Origin of the sequence: Paenibacillus sp. Soil787 (assembly GCF_001429545.1) — a bacterium.
Lineage (GTDB): Bacteria > Bacillota > Bacilli > Paenibacillales > NBRC-103111 > Paenibacillus_E.
The window spans coordinates 148,508-164,205 of the sequence record NZ_LMSP01000004.1 but is presented as its reverse complement, the minus strand read 5'-3'; the positions used below and the strand labels follow the sequence as shown (position 1 = coordinate 164,205).

Sequence of the window (15,698 nt, the reverse complement as noted above, 5' to 3'; positions counted from 1 at the left end):
TTCAAAATACAAATAAAGAATAGGTGAGTGAATATGACTATTAATTTGGGTCACGGGTCGTCCATGCGACCCGATAATTTTTTGGTTACTGCGGAATTGATTCCGCCCCGCAATTGGAATCCTCGTCCGCTAGTTGAACAGGCGGTACGCTATAGAGGATATGTAGATGCCGTAGATCTCAGTGATAACTTGCTCGCCATTGCGCGTTTATCCCCCGTGGTCGGAGCTTTCTTCGTCCGTCAAGTCGGTGTTGAACCGATCGTGCAAATTAACCTGAGGGATCGTAATCGAATGGGCATACAAAGCGATTTGTTGGGTCTTGCAGCGATAGGCGTTAAGAACATTACTATTCTTGGCGGTTACCCTGCTAAAGTAGGCACAGAGCCCAACGCCAAGGAAGTCTATGACTTGGAAACCATGGAGCTCGTGCGTTATGTTCGGAAAATGGTTGATGAAGGTAAGCTGTTTGACGGTACCCAAATGGAGGAAGCACCCAATTTTACAATCGGTACGGTTGAAAACATTGCCGGAAAACCGATCAAAGAGCTGATCGACCGTCTTGAATCGAAGGTGGACAATGGCACTAATTTTGTAAGAACCCAATTGGTATTCGATATTGATTTGATCGAAGAGTGGATGGCTGAGGCTCGTCGACGCGGTCTTCATGAAAGAGCAACAATCATGGCAAGTGTGCTGCCGCTGAGAAATGCCGATCATGTGAATACAGCGCTAAAAATACCAGGCATTGTCATACCCGAATCGTTCCATGCCCGGCTTGCCGCTTCCGAATCCAAGGATGAAGGTATTGCCATTGCAGCCGAATTGATCACTCAGCTTCGCAGTATCGAGGGCATTAAGGGGATCCATATCCGTCCAATCGGAGGAGCGGAGGATAGCGTTAACAATGTTGTTAAAGCCGCTGGACTTATGCCTATTACACCACTATCAATCGGAGCTTTAGGCGCATAAAGAGATGAATTCAAGGAGGGCCGTAAGATGAGAATTGCTCTCTATACTTATAATACAAAGCCCAGAGGCGGCGTTGTGCATACACTAGCTTTGGCTGAAGCGCTCAAGGAACAAGGTTGTTCCGTGACGGTATTCGCTCTTGGCGTGAGCGGAGAAGGGCAGTTTTTCCGGCCTGTACGAACAGAAACAAAGGTGTTTCCGTTCGCCGCTCAGCAGCATGAAGCTTTTGAAAGCAGGATTCTTCGTTACATCGACACGTATGAGGAAGGGTTGTCGCAAGAATCATTAGAAGCGTTCGACATTCATCATGTACAGGACTGCATAAGTGCAAATGCGCTGCATCGTCTGATGACGCAGGGGCGCATCCCGTTCTTTGTTCGAACTGTTCATCATCTCGACGATTTCACGACGCCAGCGTTAATAGATTGTCAGAAAAAGTCTGTTATGCTGCCGGAGTCGCTTGTCACAGTCAGTGAAGCTTGGCAGCAAAGGCTGCAGTTCGATTACGGTCGTTCATCATCGGTTATCCACAACGGCGTGGAGAGCCGCTTTTTTCAAAGTAAACAGGATCAGGCTGAATTGAAAGTCAAATACGGTCTTCTAGGAAAGACAGTCTTTCTCACCATTGGCGGTATTGAGCCGCGGAAAAATACGATTAGTACCTTATTAGCATTCGAACGAGTCAAAGAAACAATTCCCGATGCTGAGCTTTTGATTGTCGGAGGATCGACACTTTTTGATTATAAATATTACCTGGAGCATTTCAATGACCTGCTTCGCTCTATGCCATTATCCATTCAGAAAGCCGTTCGGATCATCGGTTCTCCGGATAACGAAACAGTTCAAGAGTTCTATCGGTTAGCCGATTGCTATGTACAGCCCTCGAAAAAAGAAGGGTGGGGACTTGCTCTGTTGGAGGCAATGGCAACCAGGACGCCAGTCGTCGCATCAACGATTGATGTGTTTCAGGAATTTATGCGAGATGGCTATAACGCGCTGCTTGCGGATCCCGAGGACATTCCAGCTATTGCTGCGAAAATGACGGAGGCCGTATCGGAGAAGGATCGTAGCCGACTAATGACCATGAATGGTTATGAAACGGCTTCTCAGTATACATGGGCGAAGGCTGCTGAGAAACATATCGAATTTTACGAGAGAAGGTTGATGTCCCATGGGCGAATTACAGAATCTCGTTGAACGTATTGCTGTATCTAAGGGCTTTAGCCGCAAGAAAAACATTCAAGCGCCCCTCAAGATGTTTGATTGGGATCCCGAGAAGATGCTGGATCCAATCGGAGACGATGCGGCTATATTAGTGACGAACGATGGGTATTTGCTTGTATCTTGCGATGGCATTATTCCTAAGCTTGTCCAAGATGAACCTCGCTGGGCTGGTTACTGTGCGGTGCTTGTCAGCGTAAGTGATATTTATGCGATGGGCGGCCGTCCACTGGCGGTTGTCAATATGCTCAGTGCGCCTGATGACGAGAAAGCGGCGCTAATCGCAGAAGGGATGGCAGAAGGTTGCAGCAAGCTCGGAGTCCCTATGGTCGGCGGCCATTATCTGCCTGAGGAATCTGAAGGGGTGGCGACCGCGATTGTTGGCAAAGCAAGCCATTTACTAAGGGCTACACAGGGGAAAGCAGGACAATCCCTCATGATAGCGATTGATCTGAATGGCAAGCCTGTCAAGCAGTATCTCCAATGGGACTGCACCACCAATAAAGAAGCTCAGGAACTGCAGCGTAAATTCGGGATCATGCCGACCCTTGCAGAGCGGGGACTAGCAACCGCAGCAAGAGATATTAGCAATGCAGGAATCGTAGGCACAATCGCGATGCTGGCTGAGAATGCGGGCTGTGGGGCAGTTATTCATCTCGATAGCATCCCTAAACCTGATGAGGTTGATCTGGAGCGTTGGCTCCGCATGTTTCCCGGTTATGGTTTTATTGTTTCGGCCGATCCGAGTAAGACGGACGAGATCACAGCACTTTTTGCGCAGGAAGGGATTGCTGCTGTTGTTATTGGAGAGCTGACCACAGATAAACGTGTCATCGTACAGCAGGAGGATGAAACAGCTACTCTGATTGATTGGACCAATGAAACGATGGTGGTGGGGCAGCATGGATAGAACAGAGAGTATATTCTCCAGTTTCAAAGCAGCAGCTGTGCAATTTAACCCGATACTCGGAGATGTAGAGAACAATCGCCACCGTATGACTGATATGCTAATCGAAGCCGCCATACAAGGCGCGAAGCTGATCGTATTTCCAGAAATGGCAAGCAGCGGTTATGTGTGGAATGACAGAAAAGAAATTTCACCTTATGTGGAGACGATTCCAGGTCCAACAACGGATACCCTATTCTCGATTACCCAAAAGTATCAATGCTATGTGGCTATCGGATTGCCGGAGGTTGATCCTAGTACCGGGGCTTATTACAACTCCGCTGTACTGATCGGACCTGAGGGTATAGTAGGCTCTTATCGTAAAACACATCTTTTTGCCGCAGACCCAAGGTGGGCTAGAGAAGGTAATGACGGAATTCCAGTGTTTGAAACTGAAATTGGGCGTATCGCCCTCTTGATCTGCATGGACGCCATGTACTTTGAGCCTTCTCGAATAGCTGCCTTGCAGGGAGCGGATATCATTGCTTTTCCGACGAATTGGGTTGGGGCTTCGAATAATCCCCCGAGCAAGACGTGGTGCCTTCGCGCCAAGGAGAATGGTTTGTTCTGGATTGCCTCAAATCGCTCGGATACCGAGAGAGGTGCTCAGTTTACAGGTGGGAGCGGGATCATTAATCCGAATGGCGATGTCGGGCATTTCCTTTTAGACGGGGAAGGGATCATTTATGGGGAAGTTAATCTTGACCGCCAAGCTAGACAGAGACTGCTGGAAAATCGAAGGACCTACGCATATCAGGAGCTTCTGCTCCAACCTTATTTGTGGAATGAAGGACAAACAAGGTCGATTATCGAGCCTTTGCCTTACGAGATCGTTGTTTGCACAATGCGCCAAACCCAATGGAAGGATTCATTCTTTCATGAGCTTCAATCCGACCTGGAATTGGCAACGGGCCAATTATCTACAAAAAACAGACTATTTGTATTGCCCGAGCTGGAAGTGCTGTGTGATTCGGGCTCCTTAGAAGGGATGGAAGCTAAGGTCTTCATTCAACTACAGCAGCTATCGGTTATGTTCGATGGGTATATCGTTGCCACGCTAAGGAATTCCTTGAGAACAATCGCAGTTCTTGTGGGGCCTGAGGGGACAATAGGGTCCTATGAGCAGGTTCATGGTTATTCGGCTGATTCGAAAATGTCCAACTATTCAGAGGGCTTTCGCACTTTCGAGCTGCCATTCGGGAGAGTAGGGCTTTTGACTGAAATGGATGCAGAGCTTCCGGAATCCTACAGGATTTTAGCTAAACAAGGGGCGGATATAATCGCGATCAGTGGAACGTCCGAAATGAGTGGGAACTTATGGATGAAGCGGATACGGGCATTCGAGAACGATGCAGTGCTAGCTTATGCAAAACCCTTCACGCCATCGGTGAGTCTATTGTTTTTACATCGGCAGGTTAATTTGGAGACCGGGCAGGCGGCTGAATGGCTAATCCAAAGATTTGAGCCTGAAATGACGGCTGCAGCAAGACGCAGAGATTTTATGAAGCGCTCTAAGACACACCTGTATGACTTGCTGATTTAACCTACGTATTAAGGGGATGAGCAGAATGAAGCTATTGGGCATTTCGGGAACGATTATTGGAGAAAAAACATATTCCGCTGTCAAGCATGTTGTCGAGCATGCGAAATTGCTGGACGTACAATTGGAGACGGAGCTATTAGATTTAAAAGAATATAACGTAGAGTTTTGCGATGGGCGTCAAACGGAAGACTATAACGAAGATACACAGAAAGTGATTCATGCTGTTTTGTCAGCGGATTGCTTTATCATCGGAACCCCTATTTTTCAAGCATCTCTTGCAGCGCCATTAAAAAATCTTTTCGACCTCGTACCTCCATCGGCTTTTCGCAACAAAGTGATCGGTTTTGTAGGTACCGGAGGAACTTATCAGCATTATCTTGTGATTGAAAATCAACTGAAGCCAATTGCAGGCTATTTCCGCGCCTATACGGCTCCAGATTATGTGTACTTAAACCGTGAACATTTTGATTCTAATAACCGTATTGTAGATTCATCTGTGGTGGAGCGTGTGGAAACTCTTGCTGCGCAGGTACTTCATATGTCCAAATCCTTGATATCCTAGCATACATCGAATGAGGTGAGCGGAAATGTACGACGCAACGATCCATGGAGTAGGGTCTTCCATACCTATAAAGCGATTGACCAATGCTGACTTGGAAAAGATGGTCGGGGTGTCAGACGAATGGGTAATAAGTCGAACAGGCATTAAAGAGAGGAGAGTCGCGGATCATTCAGAAGCGACCTCCGATTTTGCCTATAAAGCAGCCATTGGCGCATTGGAGGATGCAAGTCTCAATCCTTCGGACATCGACATGATCCTAGTCGCCACAGAAACGCCAGATCATATTCTACCGCCCGTTGCGAGCCAAATTCAGCATCGTTTACGCTGCAGCAGCATTGGGGTGATGGATATACACGCCACCTGCATTGGATTCCTGTCTTCGCTTCAAATCGCAGAGATGTACATTAAGGCTGGCAAGCACAAAAATATTTTAGTCATTGGCGCAGATACTTTGTCTAAACTGACCGATTATACAGATCCTTATACCAGCATATTGTTCGGTGACGGAGCAGGCGCAGTCATTGTTTCCAGGAGCGAAGAGACCAGGGGAACAGGAATACTCTCAACCTTACTCCATGCGGACGGTGGGGCTTTTGAAGCTTTGTTTGTACCTGGAGGCGGAAGCAGACATCCTGCTTCAGATGAGCATAAGGCGAAAATGGTGATGGACGGTTCAAAGGTATTTAAGTTGGCGGTTAAGTCGATGACTAGCGGTGCAGAAGAAATTTTGCAAAATAACGGCTTGAGGCCTGAAGACGTTGATTGGGTCATCCCTCATCAAGCAAATGAACGGATTATCGATGCGGTTGCTCGTAATCTGGGCATGCCTGAACACAAGATCATCAAGACGATTCAATATTATGGAAATAGTTGTTCAGCTACCATTCCGATATCGTTACATCAAGCAACAATGGATGGGCGGATAAAACGCGGAGACCTCATACTTATGGTTGCATTCGGTGCTGGATTCGTATGGGGTTCAGCGTTAATCAGATACTAGCCAAGATGGAGGAGGGGGAGAGTGACCATGATTCACCTTGTACTCTGCGGTGGGAATGGCAGGAGATTATGGCCCTTATCCAATCAGGAATGCCCTAAACCGTTTCTTAGATTTGCTAATCATCCCTCTATGTTCCAACAATCGATCCAAAGAAACCGGCTATTCGGTAAGAATACGATTGTCGTTGCAAACAAGCGGCATGCTGCTCTAACTCTTAAACAATCAGCAGAAGTTCAAGGCAATCACAACCAATTCTTATGGGAATCTAGTACACGTGATACTGCAGCGGCCATTGCATTGGCTTGTTTCGGACTCCTTTCGGACGAAATCGTCCTAGTGACTCCCGCTGATCATTGGATTGAGCAGCAGGAAGAGTATGATAAAACGATATGGCGTGCTATTGAAATTGCCAATGAGAATCATCTAGCAGCAATCGGTATTATTCCAACTCGATCCTATGAGGAATATGGTTACATTCGTGCTGAAGGCGAAGAGGTCATTTCCTTTTGTGAAAAACCAAGAGTTGATCAGGCTGTTGATTTTCTGTCAGAGAAGAACTGGTATTGGAACAGTGGAATTTATTGTTTCAAAGCCGGAATTCTATTAGAAGAGCTCCAAAAACACGCTCCTTCTACCTGGGAGTGCATTAAAAATATTTATCAGAAACGGATCGAGCTTTCTTCAAATCAATTCTATTATCCAGATATGGATTGCATCCCTGAAATGAGCATCGACAGAGCAGTTATTGAACATAGTAAGCGCCTTAAAATGGTGCTGCTGCAAACGGGATGGTCTGATATTGGTTCTTTCGAAGACCTTGCCAAGTATAATCAGCAATCTACGGAAGAGCTTATGAAAGAATCAGAAATTTTTCAATTGCAATCGATCAACAATGTGGTTCTTTCGGATGGAATACCTATTGCGTTAATCGATGTCGATGATTTGATCATTGTAGCTTCAAATAATGGTATTTTAATATCCAAAAGAGGATCTTCGCACAAAGTGAAACAATTGTTGAAACCAATAAATTCTTCACTTGTCGTTAAACGAAGAAGCCCCTGAACCCAACTAAAACTGGGAAAAAGGCTTCTTTTTCTTACTGCTCTGCAAGATGATCATATATTGCTTTTACTTGTTCGACTAGCGGAGCGGGTGCTTTCGAAGGTGACCCGGTATCAAAAGGTGGCTGAGGATCGTATTCCAAAATCAGCTGAACCATTTTGCCCATGTCCTCTCCATATTCCCACGCAACAAGCTGAAGAGCCATATCAATACCGGAAGAGACACCAGCTGATGTTACTATTTTATTATGGCGAACGACTCTCTCTTCAGTTGGGACAGCTCCAAGAGAACGGAGCAGTTCAAACGATCCCCAATGGCAGGTTGCTTTGATTCCATTTAGCAAACCTGCAGCGCTCAATATGAGAGAACCGTTACACACAGTCGTTGTCCACTGCGCTGTCTCATGGATTTGGCGAATCCAATTCAGCGTTTCACTGTCATTCATTGGTGCCTTATAGTTAGGCGGGCGACAACCGGGGATGATGAGAATATCAGCTGAAGTAATCTCGGAAAAACTGTAATCCGCATACATATTACCCATTCCCGAATCCAGTTTGATTAATCCTTTATTCTTGGCAACAAACTTCAAATTGCTGCCCGGTACCGCAGCAAATACCTCATATGGTCCTATGGCATCTAATGCTGTGATTCCCTCATAAAGCAAAATTGCAACTTCCATGATGATCTCTCCTAATAGTAAAATATTCGTTACCCCGACAATATAGCATACCCCCCTATGGTATGTAAATGAAGAGCCTCTCTTTTTATAGAAAAAATGAAGAAAATATATCAATCTGTTGAACTTGGATGGTAGTCTTCGTTATGAATTGGATGGGCCTATATGCGGATAAATATTGTATGAATATCCGAGAAATTATAATGGAAGCTTTATGTATGTAATATTATTTTTATGGCTTCATTCAATCGGTTTAATCCCGGAATAATCTCTTCTAGCTTTGGTCTCGCAAAGCTTAATCGAATGCAATTATGATCGGAACCGTAGACACTTCCAGGTACGAACAGTACTTCTCTTTTGATAGCTTCTCCAAGTAACTTAAAATCATCGACTTGACGATTGATTTTGCACCACATATTTAGTCCACCTTGGGGCGGTGTAAAAGTTATAGAATCACTCATAATTTGTTCTAGACCTTGAATCATTTCATTCCTTTTATGAAATAAGGCCTTTCGTAACCGGATAATTTGATTTTCAAAGTGTCCGTCCTTAATAAAATGGTTTGCTACCCATTGTGGGATCGTGCTTAAGCCAAAATCCATTTGCTGCCGAGCATCCATTAAGCGGTTAACAACAGCTTGAGGGGCAATTAACCAACCAATTCGTAATCCTGAAGCGCCAATTTTGGAGAGAGAACCTATATATAACACATTGCCAGTCGTATCTAACGATTTCAAAGTGGGGGGAGGATTTCCATCAAAAGCTGTAAGGGTGAAAGGGTCGTCTTCCACAATAGGAATCCCTAGTTCAGTAGCGATCTCCAGCAATCTTACTCTGCGATCAGGCGCCATGACACTACCCGTAGGATTTTGATAGTTAGGATTCACAAAGATCATCCGGATTCGGTGCTGACGATATAAAGGGATAATATCCTCAGGATTTATGCCGTTTTCATCCATGGGTAAGCGAAACAATCGCAATCCCGCGGATTGAAACATGGGTAATGAATAACAATAAGAAGGATCCTCAATAGCGACAGCATCTCCAGGACTAAGTAGGCATTGTGTAATCAAATATAATGATTGTTGCGACCCCGAAGTAATCAAAATGGAAGAATCCGTGCTATGGATCTGATGATGTTGATCAAGAAACGTCACTAAGCTTTCCCTAAGAGGGGCGAATCCTTGAGGATCGTCGTATCCAAGCTGCTCCTGAAACGGTTGCTTTTGCAATATGTCACGTACAATGCCATTTGGAAATAAGTCGGTAGATAATTCACCGCTAGCAAAATCAATAGGCGTATTTCCTTTTCTAATCTCCTCCCGAATACGGCGAATGAAAGGAAGATTCGGTAAAAAAGTGCCACCCTCTACATATTGTTTCCAGTTTGGCGTTTGTTTAGGTACTATTCCCCATTTATGCTTACTTACTCTTGTACCACTTCCTTTTGCACTTTCCACTAAACCGGAGGCGCGTAGTTCTTCATAAGCTTGAACAACAGTGCTACGGTTTACTCCAAGATGGTCTGCCAACTTTCTTTCTGATGGCAGCAAGCTTCCAGCTGGAAATTCCCCATATGAAATTCTACGTTCCATGAATTCAGTAATTTGCTGGTAGATCGGTTTTTTACTTGATCGGTCTGGCTTCCACATGTCCTCATCACCTTTATTAAGTATTGCCGAAAGTATGAAGTTTAAAGCATCTTTAGTATATCAGTTACTTTTAGAAGTAAAGGGATAAGAATATAGCCGATCTTTGACAACAATGTTCCAAATGATTGAACTTGGATGAGACAATTTGTAGATAAGTGGATGGTTACAAGGCAATTATATATCGGTATGATGATTCAATTGGCGGTCAACGAGGGGATGAGTAGCTTGAATCAACATGAAACGCCGTTGTTTACAGCACTGGTTCAGCATGCAGCAAACAACCCGATACAATTTCATATTCCGGGGCACAAGAAAGGGCAGGGAATAGATCAGGAATTCAGAGATTTCGTGGGAGAGAATATTCTTTCGATTGATCAAATTAATATCGTTCCGCTTGACGATCTTCACCAACCTGAGGGAGTAATTAAGGAAGCGCAGTTACTTGCTGCTCAAGCGTTTGGTGCGGATTATAGCTTTTTCTCGGTTCAAGGGACAAGTACTCCGATCATGACCATGATCATGTCCGTATGTTCCGAAGGGGACAAAATTATCATTCCACGCAATGTGCATAAATCCATTTTAACAGCTATCATTCTCTCCGGTGCAATTCCTGTTTTCATATCTCCCCATAAGGATTTGAAACTTGGTATCGAACACGGAGTTACCATACAAACGGTGAAATTGGCATTGGAAAGTCACCCCGATGCAAAAGCAGTATTAATCATTAATCCAACCTATTATGGAGTTAGTGTTCAGTTGAAAGAAATGGTTCGTCTAGTTCACAGTTATAACATTCCTGTTTTGGTTGATGAAGCACATGGTACTCTAATTCACTTTCATGAAAATCTCCCTCTATCGGCCATGGAAGCAGGTGCGGATATGGCTGCTACAAGCGTTCATAAATTGGGGGGATCCTTGACTCAAAGTTCAATTCTCAATGTTAAAGGTGAGCTGATCAATATTCAAAGGGTCAAAACAGTCCTAAGCATGTTAACAACGACCTCAACGTCCTACATTTTGTTGGCTTCATTGGACACTGCTCGCAGACAGTTGGTTTTTAGAGGTCGTTATATGGCGGGACAAGCCCTTGAGTTAGCTTCATTTGCCCGAAAAGAAATTAACAAGATACCTGGACTTTACTGTTTCGGTGAAGAAATACTCGGTTCTGAAGCTGCTTATTCATACGATGCGACGAAGTTGTGTATCCATGTTAGGAAACTGGGTATTACTGGATACGAAGCTGAGAAATGGTTGCGGAAGAATTACAATATCGAGGTTGAATTAAGTGACTTATATAATATTCTTTGCTTAGTTACAATTGGCGATACGGCAGTGAATATTGAAACTCTTATTAATGCGCTAGGGCATATGTGTCAAATTGGACGTGAAATTGCCTCGCATGAAGTAGTAACCAAAAAGATTCTGATTCCTGAACTTTCTACTTTAAACATTTCGCCAAGACAGGCATTCTATTCTAAAACGGAAAGCGTCCGGCTGGAAGATTCGGTAGAAAGAATCATGGCCGAGGTTGTGTATGTCTATCCGCCGGGGATTCCAATATTAATTCCAGGGGAAATAATAACATGTGAGATTATCGATTATATCACTCAACATCTGGAAGTAGGGTTGCCGGTTAAAGGCACAGAAGATCCTACGGTTCGAAATATTAAGGTGGTAAAAGTGTAAATAGTCTATGCTTCACTTCTCCAAAACACAAAGCTCGAGGATGCCGAGACGAAACTTCGGTCAATCCACGGGTTTTTTTTGAGTTTTGCTATATACCGTGAGTGACAAAATGATGAAGGATTTGTTTCATTATGTTGAACATGGATGGCTCAGAGAATCTGTAATTGGATGGCGACAATATCTTCTTTTTTTTCTAAGATATAACCTGAGCTAGCATCTGAGATTAAGAGCTACGGTTAGGGGATGAATAAAAGATGAACAAGAACAAAACTTTCAGTCGGTTTGCAGCTTTGTTAATGCTGATCATAATCTCAGCTTTGACGGCCGGTTGCACAGAAAAAATCATCATTCTGGATCCCAAAGGGCCGATTGGAAAACAACAGCTTGATTTAATGATAATATCCACTTTATTGTGCTTGATTGTCATTATACCCGTTCTTATATTGACGGCATGGATTATATGGCGTTACCGCAAAAAGGTAAATCGCAAAGCAAAATACACGCCAGAATGGGAGCATAGTACGAAGTTGGAAGTCATCTGGTGGGGTGTTCCAATTCTAATTATTATTGTACTTGCAGTAGTCACAGTGCGGTCGACTTACTCGTTAGAACCGTCCAAAGCACTTGTGTCTGATAAAAAACCGATAACCATACAAGTGGCATCTCTTGACTGGAAGTGGTTGTTTATGTATCCCGAACAAGGTATTGCAACTGTCAATTACGTGCAATTTCCCAAGGATACACCGATTCGTTTTGAGCTCACAGCAGACGCGCCGATGAACTCGTTCTGGATTCCACAGTTGGGCGGACAAATGTATACAATGTCGGGAATGAATATGGCTCTTTATTTACAATCGGATGAAACAGGCGAGTATTTCGGATCGGGGGCAAACTTCAGTGGACGTGAGTTCGGGAGTATGAGATTCATGGCGAAAGCGGCCACTCAAGAAGAATTCGATACGTGGTTTCAAGACGTTAAGAATTCGAAACAGGCTCTAACATTAGATGGGTATAGAGCTCTTGCCAAACCCGGAGTAACGGATACGATGTCCTATTCCTCGTTTCCGGAAAAGTTATTTGAACGAATTGTTACCACGTATGCAACATCTCACAATCACGGTCTCTCCAAAAAGGTGACCGAAAGTGAAGATACGAAAGCAAACATGAAAATGGATATGGATATGGATATGAAACAAGATCATATGCAGCATTCTGGTCATTAACTGGGAAGGGAGACATTAACGATGTGGGATAAAATAAAGAATTTTGCATCAACATTTTTCGTCACCGGCGATCCGCTTATTTATGGTGCTGACGTTAGTATCTTACTAACATTAATAGCTGTCGTCTTTGCACTCACATATTTTAAAAAATGGACATGGCTTTGGCGAGAGTGGCTTACAAGCGTTGACCACAAACGTATCGGTATTATGTATATTATTTGTACCATACTGATGCTTTTTCGAGGGGGGATTGATGCCCTACTTATGAGAGTACAATTAGCGATGCCCAATATGGAGTTTCTAACACCGGAACATTATAACTCCGTATTTACGACTCATGGAGTGATCATGATTTTGTTCATGGCCATGCCATTTATGTTTGGCTTATTTAACATCATAGTACCTTTGCAGATCGGAGCACGAGATGTAGCCTATCCGTTTTTAAACTCGCTTAGTTTCTGGTTGTTCTTTTGGGGAGCTATGCTGTTCAACTTGTCTTTTGTCATCGGCGGTTCGCCAGATGCAGGCTGGCTGTCATACACGCCGTTGTCAGAGCTATCCCATAGTCCTGGAGTTGGACAAAATTTCTATATTTGGGGAATCCAGATCTCAGGTATCGGTAGTTTAATGACAGGTATTAACTTTATTGTTACGATTCTAAAAATGCGTACCCCCGGTATGACTTTAATGAAGATGCCTATGTTTGCATGGTCCGTCTTGTCGAGTTGTATTGCTATTATATTCGCTTTTCCAATTTTGACAGTAACATTAGCGCTTTTGTTTTTGGACCGCTTTCTTGGCGCCCACTTCTTCACGCTTGACGGTGGAGGAAATCCAATGATGTATATTAACCTGATTTGGATGTGGGGACATCCCGAAGTATATATTATTGTTCTTCCTGCGTTTGGTATTTTCTCTGAAATTGTAGCGACATTCTCCAGAAAAAAGCTATTTGGTTATAAGTCAATGGTGTACGCAGTCATGCTTATTAGTCTTCTTTCCTTTTTTGTGTGGGCGCATCACTTCTTTACGATGGGTTCCGGAGCTGATGTCAACGCGTTTTTTGCTTTGACGACAATGGCAATTGCAATACCAACTGGTGTTAAAGTATTCAACTGGTTGTTTACAATGTTTCGCGGACAGATCACGTTCGAAACTCCGATGCTCTGGACAATTGGATTCATACCTTGTTTTGTTATCGGAGGAATGACCGGGGTGCTTCTCTCTGTAGCTCCTGCAGATTTCCAATATCACAACAGTTATTTTCTGATCGCTCACTTTCATCAAGTTATCATCGGTGGTGTAGTTTTTGGATTTTTTGCAGGGCTTTATTACTGGTGGCCGAAGGTATTCGGCTTCAAGCTCAATGAGAAGCTTGGAAAATGGGCTTTTTGGTTCTGGAATTTAGGATTCTATGTCTGCTTCATGCCGCAATATGTACTTGGCTTAATGGGAATGACGCGACGGCTTAGTACGTATGGTTGGGATTCTGGATGGTGGGAATTGAATTTGGTTTCGACCGTTGGTGCATTTTTGATGGGAATCGGATTTATTTTTCAAATATGGCAGATTGCCTACAGTATTAAATTTATGGAGAAAGATACGACAGGCGATCCTTGGAATGGACGTACGCTTGAGTGGTCCATTCCTTCTCCAGCGCCTTTGTATAACTTTGCTACTCTCCCGTATGTAAGCACACAAGATGAGTGGTGGGAGGAAAAGAAAAGGAAGGCTGAGGGCATATCTTTACAAAGGCGCTCTAATATTGAGCCCATTCATATGCCCAAAAATTCTCCGATTCCTTTCATTAAATCGTTCTTCTGGTTCATTGTTGGCTTTGGTATGGTATTCAATTGGCTGTGGTTGGCCATTCCTGGCTTTATCGGAATAGGTATTTGTATGCTCGTACATTCGTTTACTTATAACACGGATTATTATATTCCGGTGGAAGAGATTGAAAGCACGGAAGCTGCGGCAAGGAGGATCTTATAATGGCATTGTCAAAAATGGTTCCTTATGAGTCTAATCCCCATTCAGACCATGGTAATCATCACGATCTGGAAGCTTTACGGCAGTTTGGGTTTTGGATTTTTCTAATGACGGATTGTATTCTGTTTGGTACATTATTTGCCACTTATATTGTATTGCAAGGAAACACGAACGGAGGTCCGACTTCCCATGAACTTTTTCAAATGTCAGGGGTTATTGCGGAGACTTTCATCCTATTAACGAGTAGTTTTACAAGTGGTCTGGCGGTTCTGGCCATGAATAAAGGAAATCAAAGAGGCGTAATTGTTTGGTTACTGGTCACAGCTCTTTTGGGAGCAAGTTTTGTAGTCATGGAAATTATAGAGTTCGCTCATATGGTTCATGAGGGAGCTGCTATAGGTACAAGTGCCTTCCTTTCTGGTTTCTTTACATTGGTCGGTACTCACGGCCTCCATGTAACACTCGGATTGGTTTGGATGATTGCAGTTATCATTCAGTTGTCGCGGCACGGAATTACGCCTGTTACTCAGCGGAAGGTTAGTATCGTCAGCTTGTACTGGCATTTTCTTGATGTGGTTTGGATCTTCGTTCTTACGGTCGTTTACTTGATGGGGGTGATGTAACCATGGGAAATATCACGGTTAAGGGAGTACGCCATACAAGTTCTTTGAAAACCTATGCAACTGGTTTCCTACTTTCAATCATTCTCACCATCCTTCCACTCGTTGTTGTGATGTACAACCTGCTTGAGAGTACAGCCACATACATTATCTTGATTGCAGCGGCGATCCTGCAGTTCGTTGTTCAGCTTATATTCTTCATGCATCTTCGTGATGAGGAAAAGCCTCGTTATAATTTATTAGCTCTCATTTTTGGATTGATTATTTTGCTTACGATCATTATCGGATCGATTTGGATTATGAAATACAATATGGTAGCCCATTGATAGAATTACGGGTGATTCGTTCTCTGAAGAAACGGCGATGGAAAAAACTGAACGTGTGTTTGAAACGCAAATTAATAATCAATTTCCTCTTTTCTTAACGACTGGGAGATTGTTAACTCACTATTTGACCGGGGTCCAAACGCGCAGAACCGCTTATGAGTTAGAATTATTCAACATATGTATTAGCTTTTATAATACTGAGACCTCTATCAAAATAGAATAA

At 43.6% G+C, this 15,698-nt stretch carries 14 protein-coding genes; 12 read left to right on the top strand and 2 right to left on the bottom strand.

Features of this window, described 5'->3' with window-relative positions; translation table 11 throughout:
- Window positions 1-33 precede the first annotated feature (33 nt).
- From ASG93_RS07865 to ASG93_RS07835, 7 genes are read left to right on the top strand one after another with little or no spacing between them, the layout of a single operon-like run.
- Window positions 34-969 carry a methylenetetrahydrofolate reductase gene (locus ASG93_RS07865; RefSeq protein WP_056830585.1) on the top strand — a complete coding sequence of 312 codons (936 nt, stop codon included), beginning with the start codon at window positions 34-36 and terminating at the stop codon, window positions 967-969.
- Between the two features lie 27 nt (window positions 970-996).
- Window positions 997-2,166 carry an MSMEG_0565 family glycosyltransferase gene (locus tag ASG93_RS07860; protein ID WP_056830583.1) on the top strand — a complete coding sequence of 390 codons (1,170 nt, stop codon included), beginning with the start codon at window positions 997-999 and terminating at the stop codon, window positions 2,164-2,166.
- Window positions 2,141-3,100 carry a sll0787 family AIR synthase-like protein gene (locus ASG93_RS07855; protein WP_056830581.1) on the top strand — a complete coding sequence of 320 codons (960 nt, stop codon included), beginning with the start codon at window positions 2,141-2,143 and terminating at the stop codon, window positions 3,098-3,100. Before ASG93_RS07860 ends, ASG93_RS07855 begins: the two co-directional genes overlap by 26 nt.
- A complete protein-coding gene (locus ASG93_RS07850) occupies window positions 3,093-4,679 on the top strand; it encodes a nitrilase-related carbon-nitrogen hydrolase (RefSeq protein WP_056830578.1) in 1,587 nt (528 codons plus the stop codon). Before ASG93_RS07855 ends, ASG93_RS07850 begins: the two co-directional genes overlap by 8 nt.
- A gap of 25 nt (window positions 4,680-4,704) precedes the next feature.
- The gene (locus ASG93_RS07845; RefSeq protein WP_056830576.1) at window positions 4,705-5,241 is read left to right on the top strand and encodes an NADPH-dependent FMN reductase; all 537 of its coding nucleotides are present in this window, start codon (window positions 4,705-4,707) and stop codon (window positions 5,239-5,241) included.
- A 25-nt stretch (window positions 5,242-5,266) separates the two neighbouring features.
- On the top strand, window positions 5,267-6,241 hold the full coding sequence (locus ASG93_RS07840; RefSeq protein WP_056830574.1) for a 3-oxoacyl-ACP synthase III family protein: 975 nt from the start codon (window positions 5,267-5,269) through the stop codon (window positions 6,239-6,241).
- Between the two features lie 27 nt (window positions 6,242-6,268).
- A complete protein-coding gene (locus ASG93_RS07835; protein WP_056830572.1) occupies window positions 6,269-7,303 on the top strand; it encodes a mannose-1-phosphate guanylyltransferase in 1,035 nt (344 codons plus the stop codon).
- A 34-nt stretch (window positions 7,304-7,337) separates the two neighbouring features.
- Here ASG93_RS07835 and ASG93_RS07830 read toward each other — a convergent pair whose 3' ends face one another.
- A complete protein-coding gene (locus ASG93_RS07830) occupies window positions 7,338-7,982 on the bottom strand; it encodes a DJ-1/PfpI family protein (RefSeq protein ID WP_056830570.1) in 645 nt (214 codons plus the stop codon).
- A 209-nt stretch (window positions 7,983-8,191) separates the two neighbouring features.
- Window positions 8,192-9,631, bottom strand: coding sequence for a PLP-dependent aminotransferase family protein (locus ASG93_RS07825; RefSeq protein WP_056830568.1), 1,440 nt, complete (start codon window positions 9,629-9,631; stop codon window positions 8,192-8,194).
- Between the two features lie 216 nt (window positions 9,632-9,847).
- On the opposite strand from ASG93_RS07825, the gene ASG93_RS07820 reads away from it, so the two are divergent.
- From ASG93_RS07820 to cyoD, 5 genes are all read left to right on the top strand, one after another.
- Window positions 9,848-11,317 carry an aminotransferase class I/II-fold pyridoxal phosphate-dependent enzyme gene (locus ASG93_RS07820; RefSeq protein WP_056830630.1) on the top strand — a complete coding sequence of 490 codons (1,470 nt, stop codon included), beginning with the start codon at window positions 9,848-9,850 and terminating at the stop codon, window positions 11,315-11,317.
- 254 nt (window positions 11,318-11,571) lie between these two features.
- Window positions 11,572-12,540 carry a ubiquinol oxidase subunit II gene (gene cyoA, locus ASG93_RS07815; protein WP_056830566.1) on the top strand — a complete coding sequence of 323 codons (969 nt, stop codon included), beginning with the start codon at window positions 11,572-11,574 and terminating at the stop codon, window positions 12,538-12,540.
- A gap of 21 nt (window positions 12,541-12,561) precedes the next feature.
- Complete coding sequence (locus ASG93_RS07810; protein ID WP_056830564.1) at window positions 12,562-14,532, top strand: cbb3-type cytochrome c oxidase subunit I; 1,971 nt, start codon at window positions 12,562-12,564, stop codon at window positions 14,530-14,532.
- On the top strand, window positions 14,532-15,152 hold the full coding sequence (cyoC, locus tag ASG93_RS07805) for a cytochrome o ubiquinol oxidase subunit III (protein ID WP_056830562.1): 621 nt from the start codon (window positions 14,532-14,534) through the stop codon (window positions 15,150-15,152). The genes ASG93_RS07810 and cyoC overlap by 1 nt, the downstream gene beginning before the upstream one ends.
- A gap of 2 nt (window positions 15,153-15,154) precedes the next feature.
- Complete coding sequence (gene cyoD / locus ASG93_RS07800) at window positions 15,155-15,475, top strand: cytochrome o ubiquinol oxidase subunit IV (protein ID WP_056830560.1); 321 nt, start codon at window positions 15,155-15,157, stop codon at window positions 15,473-15,475.
- Window positions 15,476-15,698 lie beyond the last annotated feature (223 nt).